Origin of the sequence: Anoxybacillus mongoliensis, assembly GCF_014201515.1 — a bacterium.
Lineage (GTDB): Bacteria > Bacillota > Bacilli > Bacillales > Anoxybacillaceae > Anoxybacillus > Anoxybacillus mongoliensis.
The window spans coordinates 58,239-73,966 of the sequence record NZ_JACHEQ010000012.1 but is presented as its reverse complement, the minus strand read 5'-3'; the positions used below and the strand labels follow the sequence as shown (position 1 = coordinate 73,966).

14 protein-coding genes, 1 tRNA gene and 1 pseudogene are annotated in these 15,728 nt (G+C 40.6%); 2 read left to right on the top strand and 14 right to left on the bottom strand.

The features are described 5' to 3' along the window. Positions 1 to 559: 559 nt before the first annotated feature. The 3 genes from HNR43_RS10940 to HNR43_RS10930 are packed head-to-tail and all read right to left on the bottom strand — an operon-like array spanning position 560 to position 3,000. Positions 560 to 1,357 carry a hypothetical protein gene (locus HNR43_RS10940; protein ID WP_183243841.1) on the bottom strand — a complete coding sequence of 266 codons (798 nt, stop codon included), beginning with the start codon at positions 1,355 to 1,357 and terminating at the stop codon, positions 560 to 562. A gap of 23 nt (positions 1,358 to 1,380) precedes the next feature. Then, positions 1,381 to 2,049 (bottom strand): RHS repeat-associated core domain-containing protein, encoded by a 669-nt coding sequence (locus HNR43_RS14345; protein WP_343055762.1) that lies wholly within the window; start codon positions 2,047 to 2,049, stop codon positions 1,381 to 1,383. Positions 2,050 to 2,085: 36 nt separating this feature from the next. Further along, positions 2,086 to 3,000 carry a hypothetical protein gene (locus tag HNR43_RS10930; protein WP_141603292.1) on the bottom strand — a complete coding sequence of 305 codons (915 nt, stop codon included), beginning with the start codon at positions 2,998 to 3,000 and terminating at the stop codon, positions 2,086 to 2,088. Positions 3,001 to 3,189: 189 nt separating this feature from the next. On the opposite strand from HNR43_RS10930, the pseudogene HNR43_RS10920 reads away from it, so the two are divergent. After that, a pseudogene (locus HNR43_RS10920) lies at positions 3,190 to 4,345 on the top strand (IS3 family transposase). Between the two features lie 340 nt (positions 4,346 to 4,685). Here the strand turns inward: HNR43_RS10920 and eno are convergent. The 9 genes from eno to HNR43_RS10875 form a co-directional block, all read right to left on the bottom strand. After that, positions 4,686 to 5,981, bottom strand: a complete 1,296-nt coding sequence (gene eno, locus HNR43_RS10915; RefSeq protein WP_004892483.1) for a phosphopyruvate hydratase — start codon at positions 5,979 to 5,981, stop codon at positions 4,686 to 4,688. 19 nt (positions 5,982 to 6,000) lie between these two features. Continuing rightward, the gene (gene gpmI / locus HNR43_RS10910; RefSeq protein ID WP_183243839.1) at positions 6,001 to 7,536 is read right to left on the bottom strand and encodes a 2,3-bisphosphoglycerate-independent phosphoglycerate mutase; all 1,536 of its coding nucleotides are present in this window, start codon (positions 7,534 to 7,536) and stop codon (positions 6,001 to 6,003) included. Continuing rightward, positions 7,533 to 8,288: a triose-phosphate isomerase gene (gene tpiA / locus HNR43_RS10905; protein WP_183243837.1), complete on the bottom strand. Its 756-nt coding sequence runs from the start codon at positions 8,286 to 8,288 to the stop codon at positions 7,533 to 7,535. Before tpiA ends, gpmI begins: the two co-directional genes overlap by 4 nt. Before the next feature lie 17 nt (positions 8,289 to 8,305). Further along, complete coding sequence (locus HNR43_RS10900; RefSeq protein WP_183243835.1) at positions 8,306 to 9,490, bottom strand: phosphoglycerate kinase; 1,185 nt, start codon at positions 9,488 to 9,490, stop codon at positions 8,306 to 8,308. Positions 9,491 to 9,606: 116 nt separating this feature from the next. Next, entirely contained in the window at positions 9,607 to 10,614 is a 1,008-nt protein-coding gene (gene gap / locus HNR43_RS10895) for a type I glyceraldehyde-3-phosphate dehydrogenase (protein WP_183243832.1), read from the bottom strand. 36 nt (positions 10,615 to 10,650) lie between these two features. Then, positions 10,651 to 11,682, bottom strand: a complete 1,032-nt coding sequence (locus HNR43_RS10890) for a sugar-binding transcriptional regulator (protein WP_183243830.1) — start codon at positions 11,680 to 11,682, stop codon at positions 10,651 to 10,653. 135 nt (positions 11,683 to 11,817) lie between these two features. Beyond that, a complete protein-coding gene (locus tag HNR43_RS10885) occupies positions 11,818 to 12,051 on the bottom strand; it encodes a glutaredoxin family protein (RefSeq protein ID WP_183243828.1) in 234 nt (77 codons plus the stop codon). A 12-nt stretch (positions 12,052 to 12,063) separates the two neighbouring features. After that, the gene (rpoN, locus tag HNR43_RS10880) at positions 12,064 to 13,344 is read right to left on the bottom strand and encodes an RNA polymerase factor sigma-54 (RefSeq protein WP_183243826.1); all 1,281 of its coding nucleotides are present in this window, start codon (positions 13,342 to 13,344) and stop codon (positions 12,064 to 12,066) included. Between the two features lie 235 nt (positions 13,345 to 13,579). Continuing rightward, positions 13,580 to 13,651: transfer RNA gene (locus tag HNR43_RS10875), tRNA-Arg, on the bottom strand. Positions 13,652 to 13,863: 212 nt separating this feature from the next. On the opposite strand from HNR43_RS10875, the gene clpP reads away from it, so the two are divergent. Next, positions 13,864 to 14,454 carry an ATP-dependent Clp endopeptidase proteolytic subunit ClpP gene (gene clpP, locus HNR43_RS10870; RefSeq protein WP_004892507.1) on the top strand — a complete coding sequence of 197 codons (591 nt, stop codon included), beginning with the start codon at positions 13,864 to 13,866 and terminating at the stop codon, positions 14,452 to 14,454. 28 nt (positions 14,455 to 14,482) lie between these two features. On the opposite strand, the gene HNR43_RS10865 is transcribed toward clpP, so the two are convergent. Together HNR43_RS10865 and whiA are read right to left on the bottom strand one after the other, a co-directional pair. Then, positions 14,483 to 14,740, bottom strand: coding sequence for an HPr family phosphocarrier protein (locus HNR43_RS10865; RefSeq protein ID WP_183243824.1), 258 nt, complete (start codon positions 14,738 to 14,740; stop codon positions 14,483 to 14,485). A 19-nt stretch (positions 14,741 to 14,759) separates the two neighbouring features. Beyond that, positions 14,760 to 15,722 carry a DNA-binding protein WhiA gene (whiA, locus tag HNR43_RS10860; protein WP_183243822.1) on the bottom strand — a complete coding sequence of 321 codons (963 nt, stop codon included), beginning with the start codon at positions 15,720 to 15,722 and terminating at the stop codon, positions 14,760 to 14,762. Positions 15,723 to 15,728 lie beyond the last annotated feature (6 nt).

Sequence of the window (15,728 nt, the reverse complement as noted above, 5' to 3'; positions counted from 1 at the left end):
TAACATTCACAACGCCTCAAACAAAACGAAGAGGTGACAAGCCTCCGAGTGTACTACATGAACCAGAGGTTAAGGTGTCAATTTGGATGTGTATAAATACCCTAGATTTGTCCCTACTTTTATATCCTATCCACTTACCATTTTTGTAAATCGATTTCATTCGGGATCCGAGCCATTTGTAAATTTGCAAATGATTTGTTTTGCACATTAACAAACGACTTCGGATTGGAATATACTTACAAAAAAAAAAAAAAACGTAGGCTTCACACGGAGCGGCGGACATATTATAGGCTTGTTGCTTAGCGAAATAACGGTTCCTGCTCGCCCCTTTCGCTAAAAACATGTCCGCAGGGGTTTCATGTCAATCCACCAAAAGGTGTTTCTGTAAACGGAAGGGAGGAAATTTACACAATCCCCCAGACTTTTGCTGGATGAACGTGCAAAAACCTGTTTTGATTTGTAAAAAAATGGACATTACATTCCGAAATAACCTGCTAATTTACAGTATGATTTTCTGCTTCCTAATTAATGTCACAGTATCCCCAGATTTTCATTGAGTTTATGGAGAAAGATAAGAAACTTTATTTACCTCCCAGATCATCTGTGTCTCGTTTTCTTTTTCTAAAAAAGTCACAATCCAACCGAAATGATGTAAGTGATCCGTAAATGTCACCTTATGGTTTAATGTCCAGGTTAATTCACCTAGATATCTCCAATAAAAAGATTCGTGTGGCCTATCTACTCTCACTAATCGTTCTTTCCTTAGAACCTTATTTCCGTTTCTACGTTTTATTTCTAAACATATATCCACATGCGATACTTCGTGTTCACAGACAATACTGCATATATATTTACGATTAGGACTGCTCTTCTCCTTATAAACAAATGTATTTTTATAATTTAATTCTTTTATCTTGTTGTATATGTCACGAAAAATTTGCTTATCCCATCCACGCTCATCAGCTAGCTTTTCTACACCTTGTTGTACCAGCTCTAATGTCATTTTCTTTTTTTCTAAGTTATCCATAAGAGAGAAGTATTGATTATAATCCATCTCCACATAAACAGTAATAAAATCGGGTACCATTTCTATTCCCATCTCTTTCTCACTTAATCTAGATAGATCCGGTACGCATTGAATGATAACCCCCTTCTCCCCATCTGTATGAATTTCGGGCAAAAGACGAGTATAAAGTGATGTAATACATCTTGTTTCATAATGAAAGATGGCGGACTTGCTTTTCCTATAATCGGTAAAGGGGCTTGTCTCACCAGTATCATAGTCAACTATTACAGTATGATCAAAATAGTTTATATCACTTGGAATAGAAAGTTGAATATCCCTTATAACAGTCATTTTTTCACTTCCTTTTATTAAATTTATGGGCGATAGTGAAATGGAGGTGATAATTTGTTGTTAGGCTGAATTCTACTAATGTATTCCGTATGCCTTTTTTTCCATCTCAGTGCATTATACCTACCACGTATGTTAGTTTTTACTATTCGTGAAGCATACCGATCTGTCTTGTATCGCTTATGCCACTTTCTAACTTGCCTTTCAGCGCGATATGATTTTCCCTTTTTAGAAATCCTTCCATCACTAATACCAACTTTGACTACTTTATTAGTTTTTTTATCATAAATTTCATATCCATGATGTATCGCAGGATTTCTTTTACTATTCGAATGATATTTTTTTGAAATCTTTCTATATTTCTTGTAGACCTTATAAATCTTATAAACTCTATAAGCCCCCACTCCAGCTATAATAACAATATGAGCATAATGCCCATCCAAATCCACCAACATCACCGGATTGTTGTTCGCGTACGTATAGCCGTTTTGTGTGAGGATATCGTCCTCATCACCTGGGTCTGGATCCAAGGATAGGAACACACCTTGTTCTGGGCGGTAGTACCGGGCAATCAGGTAATAAAGACCCGTTTCTTGGTCATATTGGTATCCCGCATATCGGTATGGGTTTTCATCCGCCAAGGCGCCAAACTGGGAAAGAATGTTCCCCCACGAATCATATTGGTAACGGAACACAATGTTTCCTTGTTGCTCATTTAGAGTGTGAATCGTCTATTTCTTTCGTTTCAATTTCTTTATTGTGATTTTGATATCGTCTAATAGTGCGCTTTCACTTAGCCATTTCCAAAATTTCTTTTTTGTTAAATACTTTTTTTCCTCAACAATTCTTTCAAGCCTTGATGCATCATCAGTATTTCCATATCTACCTATTGCAAGTATGGCATGATTCTTTAGTGTTGTATTAAAATCACCCGTTAAAATTTCAAAGAACTTATTTACTACATCCCTGGTAACTTTGTCCTTAGGAAATTTTTCCGCGAAAGCAAGTAGAGTAACGGCACTAAAAATACGCTCAAATTCCTCACTAAAGAGATCTTCTATTATAACTTTTGATGCTTCTGGATGATCAAATGAATGATAAATAGCCTCTGCTAATGCTTTATGAGAATAACGGGAATCTGGTTTTCTGTACTCCTTGATTATTTCTTCTATTCCACACATTATTTGTAATTTTGCTACCTTGATTTGTTCCAGTACCTCTTTGTTATCCGTCTTGATTTTGTCTAATTCTCTTATAGCATTGTAATCGCCAATTGTTCCTATCATAGCTATATCTGCGATTAAATCCTTGCCACTTTTTTTAGATAAATTGTGAATTTTTCTTTTTAATTGAGTTTCTTTACCCTCTAAAAAATCCAATACACTTTCTGCATAAGCTTTAACAAAAAATATCTCTGTCTCATCTTCAAGAATAGCTTTCAGAAAAGGGATTACACTACTGTCATTTAATAATTTCAATGTTTCTAATATCCCAATCTTACCATTAGGATCTACTTTATAAAAGTATTTTTGTAAGATAGTAATTATGTCCCTTCCCATCTTAGCTAAATCTTGAGCAACTATATCTATATTATGCTCATTAAAATTATTAACTAAATTTCTAACCGTCTCCTCATATTGATTCATATTTTTCACCCCTAAAACGATCAAAGAGGGACACACTCTACGTGTGTGTCCCAAAATATCTTTAATAACTTGCCTTAATTATAATCCATGCGCCGGCTTTCTTATAATTCTTGTGATGTTAGTCTAGATTATAGACACAACGAATAGAGAAATGTACAGTAAATCTATCAATGATGAGGAGTGTCTATAATGACAAGACGTTTTGATAAAGAATTCAAAATACATGCAGTAAAATTAGTGGTCGAGGAAGGAAAAGCGGTCGCTCAAACCGCAAGACAACTCGATATTTCGCCAAAAACTCTTCATAAATGGGTCGCAGATTATAAAAAGATGCAGAACATAGTTTTGTCGGAAGTGGAAACCTCAAACCAGAAGGTCAAGAAAAGCGCGAACTCCAAAAACGCATCCGTGACCTTGAGGAGGAAAACGCGATTTTAAAAAAGGCCATGAGCATCTTCGCCAAAAACCAGAAGTAATTTATACATTCATTCATACGCATAGAAAGGAGTTTCGCGTGGCAAAGATGTGTGAAGTCTTAGGCGTTTCGAGAAGTGGATACTATGCTTGGATCAAACGACCGAAGAGCCAACAAAAGAAAAAACAGGAAGCGCTGAAAAAGCAAATCAAAAAGATTCATATCGATTCAAGAGAAACATATGGCAGTCCAAAAATCACAAAAATCCTTCAGAAACAAGGGGTTAAGGTATCTCAAAAAACGGTTGCTAGAATCATGAAAGATGGTGATATTCGTTCAAAAACAAAGAAAAAATATAAGGCAACCACAAACTCGAAGCATCATTGGCCGGTGTATCCCAACTTATTGAATCAGCAGTTTGAAGCAGATGAGCCGAATCAAGTATGGGTGGCGGATATCACGTATATTTGGACGAAAGAAGGATGGCTGTATTTAGCTTCGGTCATGGATTTGTTTTCTCGTAAAATTGTAGGATGGCATCTTTCCGAGCGAATGACAAAAGAGTTAGTGATCAAAGCATTAAACCGAGCCATCGACGAGAGAAAGCCCCAACCAGGTCTGATTCACCATTCGGATCAAGGGAGCCAATATGCATCGAACGAGTATCAAGCCATCTTACGACAGTACGGAATGCAAACCAGCATGAGTCGAAAAGGAAACTGTTATGATCACGCATGTGCAGAATCGTTTCACAGCATCCTCAAAAAGGAACTGATTTTTCACGAGACCTTTGCAACAAGGGAAGAGGCCAAACATCGGATTTTTGAATATATTGAGTGTTTTTATCATGCGGAGTGAATTCATTCGGCTAATGAGTACATGTCTCCGATGGCGTATGAGAAGATGCATCAGCAAGGCAAAAAGCAGTGAACTCTTCTCTCCACAAAGTCACGATATAAGGGGCATCTTTCCTCTTGAGAAGGGGAAGGGTTTACCAAACCGTTCTCCTTCTCAAGAGGCCACCAAACGAAGTGCGGTAGTAGGGTTTTAAAATTTTTCTCGATTTTACGTGTCTATTTTCTTGACATAATACCATTTTTACTATTAGTCATAAAAAGTACTGCAAAAGATTTTTTAAAAACATACTCTCTCGATTGGGTTATTGATGTGCTACTCCTTCTTGTATTTATTTTCATTGTAGCGCAGTATATCCAAAAGAAAAGAAAAACTTGAAAGAAAGGATGCCCCCATGCGAAGGCATCCTTATTTTTTACTTCTTCAAGTTGTAGAATGTTTTTATTCCATCGTATACTGCTGTTTCGCCTAATTGGTCTTCAATGCGAAGCAATTGGTTGTATTTCGCGACGCGGTCTGTGCGTGATGGCGCACCTGTTTTAATTTGACCCGCGTTTGTTGCAACGGCGATGTCGGCGATTGTGCTATCTTCTGTTTCACCAGAACGGTGAGAAATAACAGCTGTGTAGCCTGCGCGTTTTGCCATTTCAATCGCTTCAAATGTTTCGGTTAACGTACCGATTTGGTTCACTTTAATTAAGATTGAGTTACCGACACCTTGTTCGATACCTTGTGCTAATTTTTTCGTGTTCGTTACGAACAAGTCGTCACCAACAAGTTGTACTTTTTTGCCAAGACGTTCTGTTAATAGCTTATGACCAGCCCAGTCATTTTCGTCTAAGCCGTCTTCGATCGAAATGATCGGATATTTGTTGACAAGCTCTTCATACCAAGCAACCATTTCTTCCGACGTTTTCACAACGCCTTCGCCTTCTAAATGGTATTTGCCTGTTTCTTTGTTATATAGCTCAGAAGATGCCACGTCCATCGCAAGCATGACTTCTGTGCCTGGTTTGTAGCCTGCTTTTTCAATCGCTTCGATAATTGTTTCAAGCGCTTCTTCGTTTGATTTTAAGTTTGGCGCAAATCCGCCTTCATCACCAACTGCTGTGTTGTAACCTTTTGCTTTTAATACTGATTTTAAGCTATGGAAAATTTCTGCTCCCATGCGAAGCGCTTCACGGAAGTTCGGTGCGCCAACTGGCATAATCATAAATTCTTGAATGTCGACGTTGTTATCTGCATGCGCACCGCCATTTAAAATGTTCATCATTGGCACTGGCAATGTTTTTGCGTTAAATCCGCCTAAATATTGATATAGAGGGATGCCTAAGTAGTCAGCAGCTGCGCGTGCAACAGCCATCGATACGCCAAGAATAGCGTTCGCACCTAATTTCCCTTTATTTTCTGTACCGTCTAGTGCAATTAATGCACGGTCAATGGCAACTTGTTCTGTTACATCGTAGCTACCAATTAATGCTGGCGCAATGACTTCGTTTACGTTTTTCACTGCTTGTAATACACCTTTACCGAGGTAACGGCCTTTGTCACCATCACGCAATTCAACTGCTTCGTATTCACCTGTTGACGCTCCGCTCGGTACAAGTGCACGTCCGAACGCACCAGATTCTGTGTATACTTCTACTTCTACTGTCGGATTGCCGCGAGAGTCTAATACTTCACGAGCATAAATGTCAATAATTGTTGGCATCGTTCATCTCTCCTTTAGTTTATTTTTGAATTAACGTTTTTCCTGTCATTTCTTTTGGCTGTTGTAATCCAAGTAAATCAAGCATCGTTGGCGCTAAATCGCCTAAAATACCATCTTGACGAAGCGTAATGCCTTTTTTCGTCACGATCACAGGCACCGGATTTGTCGTATGCGCCGTATTCGGACTGCCATCTGGATTTAACACTTCATCGGCATTTCCGTGGTCTGCAGTAATAATCGCAATACCGCCTTTGGCGATAATCGCATCGACAACTTTTCCTAAACATTCGTCGACTGCTTCGACCGCTTTAATCGTCGGTTCTAATTTTCCAGAATGACCGACCATGTCCGGATTTGCATAGTTTAAAATGATCGCATCGAATTTATCCGCTTCAATTTCTTTTAATAGCGCTTCTGTTACTTCGTATGCGCTCATTTCTGGCTTTAAGTCGTATGTGGCTACTTTTGGCGAATCAATTAAAATGCGCTCTTCGCCAGGGAATTTTTCTTCACGTCCGCCGCTCATAAAGAATGTAACGTGCGGATATTTTTCTGTTTCGGCAATACGCAATTGTTTTAACCCGTTTTGTGACAATACTTCACCGAGCGTATTATCAAGGTTCGTCGGCTTAAATGCCACGTACCCTTTTACTGTTTCACTAAAGTGCGTTAAGCATACGAAAAATAAGTTTTTCGGATGTTTCGGTCCACGATCGAATGAACGGAAATCATCGTTTGTAAACGTGTTTGAAATTTGAATCGCACGGTCAGGACGGAAATTGTAGAAAATGACCGCGTCGTTATCTTGAATTGTTGCGACTGGCGTTCCGTCTTCACGGACGATCACAGACGGCAAGACGAACTCATCGTAAATGCCGTTGGCGTACGAATCATCGATGCACGCAAGCGGATCGCGATACTGCGGACCTTCGCCGTATACCATCGCACGATATGCTTTTTCGACACGCTCCCAACGCTTATCGCGATCCATCGAGTAATAACGACCCGATAATGTCGCGATCTCACCGACACCGATTTGTGCGATTTGTTCATTTAACTGTTGAATGTACGTTTTCGCTGTTTGCGGACCGACGTCACGTCCATCTAAAAAGCCATGAATGTACACGTTTTTTACGCCTTCTTTTGCGGCGAGCTTGAGTAAAGCGAATAAATGGTTAATATGGCTATGCACACCACCGTCGGAAAGAAGACCGAAAATGTGTAAATTTGTTCCGTGTTCTTTCACATGATCCATCGCTGCTAAAAATGTTTCGTTGCGCTCAAACTCACCTTCGCGAATAGCGATATTCACACGCGTTAAACTTTGGTATACAATACGGCCAGCACCGATGTTTAAATGGCCGACTTCAGAGTTTCCCATTTGCCCTTCAGGTAAGCCAACGGCTTCCCCGCATGCGGTTAACGTTGCATGTGGGTATTCATTCCAATAGCGATCAAAGTTTGGCTTTTTCGCTTGTGCGACCGCGTTGCCAAACGTTTCTTCACGAAGAGCAAAGCCGTCTAAAATAATTAATGCTACTGGTTTTTTGCTCATTTTCCTGCCTCCACGAGTTGTAAAAACGATTGTGGTTGTAAGCTCGCACCGCCAACAAGAGCACCGTCAATATGTTCTTCCGCTAAAAATGAACCGATATTTTCCGGTTTTACGCTACCACCGTATTGAATGCGTACCTCATTAGCCGCTTCTTGTGAAAATTTGTTCGCAATGACCTGGCGAATGTAGCCGCATACGTTGTTTGCATCGTCTGCTGTGGAAGATTTTCCTGTTCCAATCGCCCAAATTGGCTCATAGGCGATGACGACTTGCTTTACTTGTTCTTCCGTTAAGCCTTCAAGCGCTTTTTCAACTTGTGCACGAACGACTTCGTTTGTACGGTTGCTTTCGCGTTCTTCTAACGTCTCTCCACAACAAACGATTGGCACAAGTCCGTGCTTAAACGCCGCAAGTACTTTTTTGTTGACTGTTTCATCTGTTTCGGCAAACATTTCACGGCGTTCGGAGTGCCCGATGATAACATACTCCACACCGAGATCTTTTAAGGCAACAGGGCTAATTTCGCCTGTAAAAGCACCTTGCTCTTCAAAATGCATGTTTTGCGCACCAATTTTTACATTTGTTCCTTTTGTCGCCTCAACTAAATGGGCTAAAAATAACGCTGGGGCACATACGACCGTGTCCACTTGGTCGTTGGAAGGAACAGCATGTTTCACTTCTTCTACAAATTGAAGCGCCTCTTTTAACGTTTTATGCATTTTCCAGTTTCCTGCAATAATCGGCTTTCGCATCGCTTTTCGCTCCTTTCTTACTTGTCATTTAAAGCAACGACACCTGGAAGTTGTTTACCTTCCATAAATTCAAGCGACGCCCCGCCACCTGTAGAAATATGATCCATTTTGTCTGCAAGTCCAAATTTTTCAACCGCCGCTGCTGAATCACCGCCACCGATGACCGTATACGTATCTTTCGCATCAGCAAGCGCTTGTGCGACAGCTTTTGTTCCTTCAGCAAACGCATCCATTTCGAATACGCCCATTGGACCGTTCCAAATAACAAGTTTTGATTTTAAAATGACGTCGCGATACAATTCGCGTGTTTTCGGACCGATATCAAGTCCTTCCCAATCACTTGGAATTTCGTCGATATTGACTACTTTTTTGTTCGCATCGTTTGAAAAATCGTCAGCTACGACTGCATCCACAGGCATGTAGAAGTTGACGCCTTTTTCTTTCGCTTTTTCCATGAACGATTTCGCTAATTCAATTTTATCTTCTTCTAATAGAGATTTTCCGATTTCATGACCGAGCGCTTTCACAAATGTGTACGCTAATCCGCCACCAATAATTAAATTATCGACTTTGTCTAGTAAGTTTTCGATGACGCCAATTTTATCTTTTACTTTTGCGCCACCAATGATTGCCGTGAACGGACGGTCTGGGTTCGATAACGCCTTTCCTAACACTTCAATTTCTTTTTCCATTAAAAACCCAGCTACCGCAGGCAAGTGATGGGCAATACCTTCTGTCGATGCATGTGCACGGTGTGCTGCACCGAACGCATCGTTGACATATACATCAGCAAGTTCTGCAAATGCTTTCGCTAATTCTGGGTCATTTTTCTCTTCTCCAGGGTAGAAGCGTACGTTTTCAAGCAACAACACATCGCCTTCATTCATTTCGGCAATCGCAGCTTTCACCGCATCGCCATACGCTTCATCTGTTTTCACGACACGTTTGCCGAGCAGTTCGCTCAGACGTTCTGCCACAGCATTTAAGCGCATCTCTTCAACGACTTTTCCTTTCGGGCGACCAAGATGGCTCGCTAAAATAACTCTTGCCCCTTGCTCCATTAAATATTGGATTGTTGGAAGCGCGGCGCGAATACGCGTATCGTCAGTTACGACACCGTTTTGCATTGGTACGTTGAAATCGACGCGGCAAAATACACGTTTTCCTTTTACATCGATGTCACGGACGGTTTTTTTGTTCATGGAAAGGCCTCCTTATTCGTGTGATACATAGAAGGGGAGTGGGGATGATCCCCGCTCCCCTTCTCGGTATGTCCAACTATTTATTATAAACCGTTTTGGGCAAACAATCCAAAAAATTATAAACCTTTTGATGCAATGTATGCAGCAAGATCAACAACACGATGAGAATATCCTGTTTCGTTGTCGTACCAAGAAAGAACTTTCACCATGCGACCTTCCATGACCATTGTTGAAAGCGCATCGATTGTTGAAGAAGCTGTTGAACCGTTGTAGTCACGAGAAACTAATGGCTCTTCGCTGTAAGCAAGAATGCCTTTTAATTCACCTTCTGCCGCTGCTTTTAACGCTGCGTTTACTTCTTCAACAGTGACTTCTTTTTCAAGTTCAGCAACAAGGTCAACAACAGATACGTTTGGTGTTGGTACGCGCATCGCCATACCATTTAATTTTCCTTTTAATTCAGGCAATACAAGTGCTACCGCTTTTGCTGCACCTGTTGATGTTGGGATGATCGATTCTGCTGCTGCGCGTGCACGACGTAAATCTTTGTGTGGTAAGTCAAGAATTTGTTGGTCGTTTGTATACGCGTGAACAGTTGTCATCATACCACGGATAATACCGAATTTTTCATGTAGTACTTTCGCAAATGGCGCTAAGCAGTTTGTTGTACAAGATGCGTTTGAAATGACATGATGGTTTGCTGGGTCATATTTGTCTTGGTTTACGCCCATCACGATCGTAATGTCTTCATTTGTTGCTGGTGCAGAAATGATCACTTTCTTCGCACCTGCTTCTAAATGTTTCGCTGCGTCTTCGCGTTTTGTGAAACGTCCTGTTGATTCAACAACGATATCGACACCAAGCTCGCCCCACCCTAAGTTTGCTGGGTCGCGCTCTGCTTTTACAATAATTTCTTTGCCGTTGACAACGATGTTATTACCATTTACTTTAACTTCTGCATCTAAAGTGCCGTGAACAGAGTCATATTTCAAAAGATGTGCTAACGTTTTTGCATCTGTTAAGTCGTTAACTGCAACTACTTCAATTTCAGGATTTTTTAATGCTGCGCGAAATACGTTACGGCCGATACGACCAAAACCGTTAATACCAATTTTTACTGCCATCGTTTTTGTCCTCCTTTGGAATTGTAGGAATATATTTTAGAGGGATGAATTATCCCGTACTAACTGTTTTGCTGCACCTTCATCTGTAATTAAGATGCACCGATTTGCCTGTTTCATATACGCTTGAATTGCTTTTGCTTTCGAAGCGCCTCCTGCGACTGCAATGACACAAGGAACGTGGCGCACGTCTTCCAGTTGAATACCGACTGTATTTACTTTATGAACAACTTCTCCATGTTGATTAAAATAATATCCAAATGCTTCAGCTACTGCTTTGCTTTGTTCAATTTTTGTCATTTCTTCTGGAGGAGTTTTTCTTCGCTCCGCCATCGTTTTCGCGTCACCTATACCGTGAATGACGATCGTTGATGACTTAATTAATTCAAGCACTTCTTTAATGGCAGGCTCTTCAATAATTGATTGATACGTTTCAGCACTTAATTGATCAGGAACATGTAACAAGCGATAATGTCCCATCGCTTTTTCCGCCATGCGCGCACAAATTGTGTTTGCTTGATTTGTTACATCTTCTCCAAGTCCACCGCGCGCTGGAACAAATAGTACATCGCGGTATTTGACATCAGGTGTCATCATTTCAGCAACCGCAGCAAGGGTTGTTCCACCAGTTACTGCCACAATGTCATTTCCTTTTAGTGAGTGCTTTATACGTGAGACACAAGCTCTTCCCATCTCTCTTTTCACCCAAGGAGACTGATCGCTATCACCAACGACAACAATGACGTCTTCGACAGGAAGCTTCTTTTTTATTTTTCTTTCCAACTCTTTTAGCCCTAACACTTCTCGCATCATATCTTCGAGTTGCATGAGTACATCGTTTCCTTCTGAAGTGACACTCATGCCTGCAGCTGTAATATCAACTAAGTTTTGTTCTTTTAAAAACTGCACTTCCGATCGCAAGACACGCTCGCTAATACCTAAGTTTAGTGATAACGTTCGGCGCCCGATCGGTTGCATTAGGCGAATATGTTGCAAAATTTCGTATCGTTTTTGCATAATAGCGAGAAGATCAGGCAACAATTTTCGTTGAACATCAATCCATTGTCGCATGACTTATTCTTCCTTTTTACTCACTTTTTTCTCTATCTGGACGTTTTAAGTCCCACTATGTCATATTGTGTCCCACTTGATCTAAAAAAATTCACCCCTGCTACAACTTTATTGTAACAGGAAGTGAAACGTTATTCAACTGCTTCGCATTTGTTGTAATCGCTTTCTTATGACATCTTTGTGAATGCGACCGTACGCAACGATATGTCCATCGATTTCAATGACAGGAATCATAAGATGGTACTGTTCGAGTAATCGCTCATCTTTATAAATATCGACTTCTTCCCACTCCACTTGTAACTCGCGAAGGATAGATTTGGCTTCATCGCAAAGACAGCAGTTTTCTTTCGAATATACGACGACTTTCATGTTTTGTCCCCTTCATGCATATTGCTTTCGTTTCGAAGCTGGCGGAATATGAAGTTGTTCACGATATTTCGCAACCGTTCGCCGCGCTACACAAATATTGTAGCGTTGCTCGAGTAAATCAGCAATGTTTTGATCAGAAAGAGGTTTTTGCCCATTTTCTTGCTTAATTAATTCCGCAATTAAGCTTTTTACTTTTTCTTGGGACGCATGTTCATCCACACCGCTTGTAAAAAAGCGACGCATGTCAATTAAACCGTGGGGGGTTTGCATATATTTATTCTTCACTGCGCGACTGACAGTCGATTCATGAATGTTTAGCGCCGTTGCAACTTCGCGCATCGTAAGTGGCTTCATATGGAGCGAACCTTTCTCAAAATAATCGCGTTGTCGATAAACGAGCTCACATGCAATTTGCTCAATCGTCGTGGCTCGCTGAGTTAAACAACGTTGAATCCAAAGAAACTGTTGTCTTTTTTCTTCAATATATTTTTGAACACGCGGATCATCCGTCTGTACTTTTCGTTCGTACGATTCATTCCATACGATTGTTGGAATGATGTCTTCATTTATCGTTACACTCCATGCCCCATTACTATATGACACGATGACATCAGGCACAATGTACGTCATTTGTTCATCGTTATACAAACTTCCTGGGCGTGGATGAAGCGTACGAATAAGCTCCCACACTCGCTGTAAATCCGCTAACTCCACCCCTAGTTTCGCTTTTATTTCTTTCCACTTTTTATTGACAAACGGTTCAAAATACTCCGTCACAATCGTCTCTGCTAACTCATCCCTTTGAGGAAGACGAATGAGTTGTAAATATAGACAATGCGGCAAATTTTCCGCTCCTACCCCAGCAGGATCAAGTGAGCGTAACATATGAAGCGCTCGCGACACGATCGTTTCTTCTATTTGAAGATGGCAAGCCGCCTCTGCAATTGTTGTATGCAAATAACCATATTCATCAAGTGACGCAATTAAATAATCAAGTGCTCTTCTCTCTTTGTCACATATATACATTCCGACAAGTTGGGCATGCAAATGAGAAGCGAGTGAACGATTAAAAACGCTTACATTTTCGATATAATGTTTCTGATCCGTTCGTTCTCGTCGCTTATTAACCGTTCGTTTTCGTTCGCGTAGCTCGATAAATGGATTTTCAAGCGCCTGCTCATGTAAAAGCGATTGTAACTCTAGCGTCGAATATTGCAACAATTCAATCGCCTGTACAAGCTCTTTTGTCAACGCAACTTTTAGCTCTTGCCTTTGCGTTAATTGCATCTCCATTCATGCCATCTCCCTTCATCCTCATTTTATCATCTCTTTTAGGGAGAGACGATAAAAACATATTGGATGTTTTTTCTACTATGCATATGCACCGACGGCATGTTATCATTCTTATAGAACAAGCGAGCAAGCCTCGCAAAATTCATCCATTCGTCCGGTGTGGCTCACCGGACTTTATTTTTTTATGTAATAAAGTAAAAACCCCCTGCTTGCTATGTAAGCAGGGGGTGACTGACGCCCTCGGCAGGATTCGAACCCACGCTAAGAGAACCGGAATCTCTCGTGCTATCCACTACACTACGAGGGCATAATAATAAATGCACTTACCATTATAGTGAAGACGAAAAAAAAATGCAATAGCGGTGACGTTTAAAATTTCAAAAAGCGGAAACGATGAAAGAAGGGATGCAGAAGAAAAAACGCGAATACATATAAATAAAAGGCATTTCATTTGACCTTTATTGACCTTTTTTGTATGATAAAAGTACATAAAAAACGATCTATCGGAGGAGGAAGAGCATGAACTTAATTCCTACAGTTATTGAACAGACGAGCCGTGGAGAACGCGCATATGACATTTACTCTCGCTTATTAAAAGACCGCATTATTATTTTAGGAAGTCCGATTGACGATCATGTAGCAAACTCAATCGTATCTCAGCTTTTATTTTTAGCAGCCGAGGATCCTGAAAAAGACATTTCTCTTTACATTAACAGTCCTGGTGGTTCGATTACAGCGGGCATGGCGATTTATGATACGATGCAATTTATTAAGCCAGACGTATCAACGATTTGTATCGGTATGGCAGCTTCTATGGGAGCGTTTTTACTTGCGGCCGGCGCTAAAGGAAAACGTTTCGCATTGCCAAATAGTGAGATCATGATTCACCAACCACTCGGTGGCGTGCAAGGTCAAGCAACAGAAATTGAAATTGCAGCGAAACGCATTTTATTCTTGCGCGACAAATTAAACCGCATCTTATCTGAAAATACAGGGCAACCGATCGAAGTGATCGAGCGCGATACAGATCGTGATAACTTTATGACAGCAGAAAAGGCAAAAGAATACGGTTTAATTGACCGCGTATTAACGCGCGTTGATGAAAAATAAAACAAGGCGGTTCCCCCGCCTTGTTTTATTATGATTCTTGCTCAACATATTGAACAAGCTTATTTAACGCTTCTTGCTCATCGGATCCGTTTGCATAAATGGTAATGACGGCTCCTGAATGGATCGCTAAACTCATCAATCCCATAATGCTTTTCGCATTCACTTTTTTACCGTCTTTTTCAATATAAATATCAGCTGAAAAGCGGTTCGCTTCTTGAACAAACAACGCAGCTGGACGCGCTTGCAATCCTGTTTTTAACCGTACTTCCACTTGTTTTTCTACCATCATGCATTCCTCCCATAGTTTATAAAGATTTATGAAAATCAATCGGCTGGCCGGCACGAAGTCGTTCAGCAATTTCATCCAGTTTGCGCAGACGATGGTTAATGCCAGATTTGCTAATTTTCCCCCCTGAAACCATTTCTCCAAGCTCTTTTAATGTCACGTCTTGATATTCGATGCGCAATTTTGCAATTTCACGAAGTTTTTCTGGGAGTTGATCAAGTCCAATCGTCTCGTCAATATAACGAATATTTTCGACTTGACGTAAAGCCGCTCCAATCGTTTTGTTTAAGTTCGCCGTTTCGCAATTAACAAGACGATTGACGGAGTTGCGCATATCGCGCACGATGCGCACATCTTCAAAGCGGAGTAGCGCTTGATGCGCTCCGATAATGCTTAAAAACTCCGCTATTTTCTCTGCCTCTTTTAAATACGTAATAAACCCTTTTTTTCGCTCGAGTGTGCGCGCATGTAAATGAAAGTTCGTGTTCATCAGTTCACAAAGCGATTCGTTATGTTCACGATATAGAGAGAAGATTTCTAAATGATAAGACGATGTTTCTGGATTGTTGATAGATCCCCCCGCCAAAAAAGCTCCGCGCAAATACGAACGCTTGCAACATTTTTTTTGAACAAGCCCCGGTGAAATGGAACGGACAAACGAAAATCCTTCTTCCATAATTTTTAAATCCGATAACAATTCAGATGTTCCTTCGACAACACGCACGATATATACATTATTTTTCTTTAAGCGCATCTTTTTACGCACAAGTAACTCGACTGCTACGTTGTATCCTTTTTTTAATAACGTATAAATACGCCTTGCGATTGCAGCATTTTCTGTTTGAATATTTAACAATAAACGCCGGTTTGAAAATGAAATGGAACCGTTCATTCGAATTAAAGCCGATAACTCCGCCTTTAAACAACAAGGCTTCACTTCAATACTCGTTAGTTCTTTCTTCGTTTCTGATGCAAACGACAACGATTC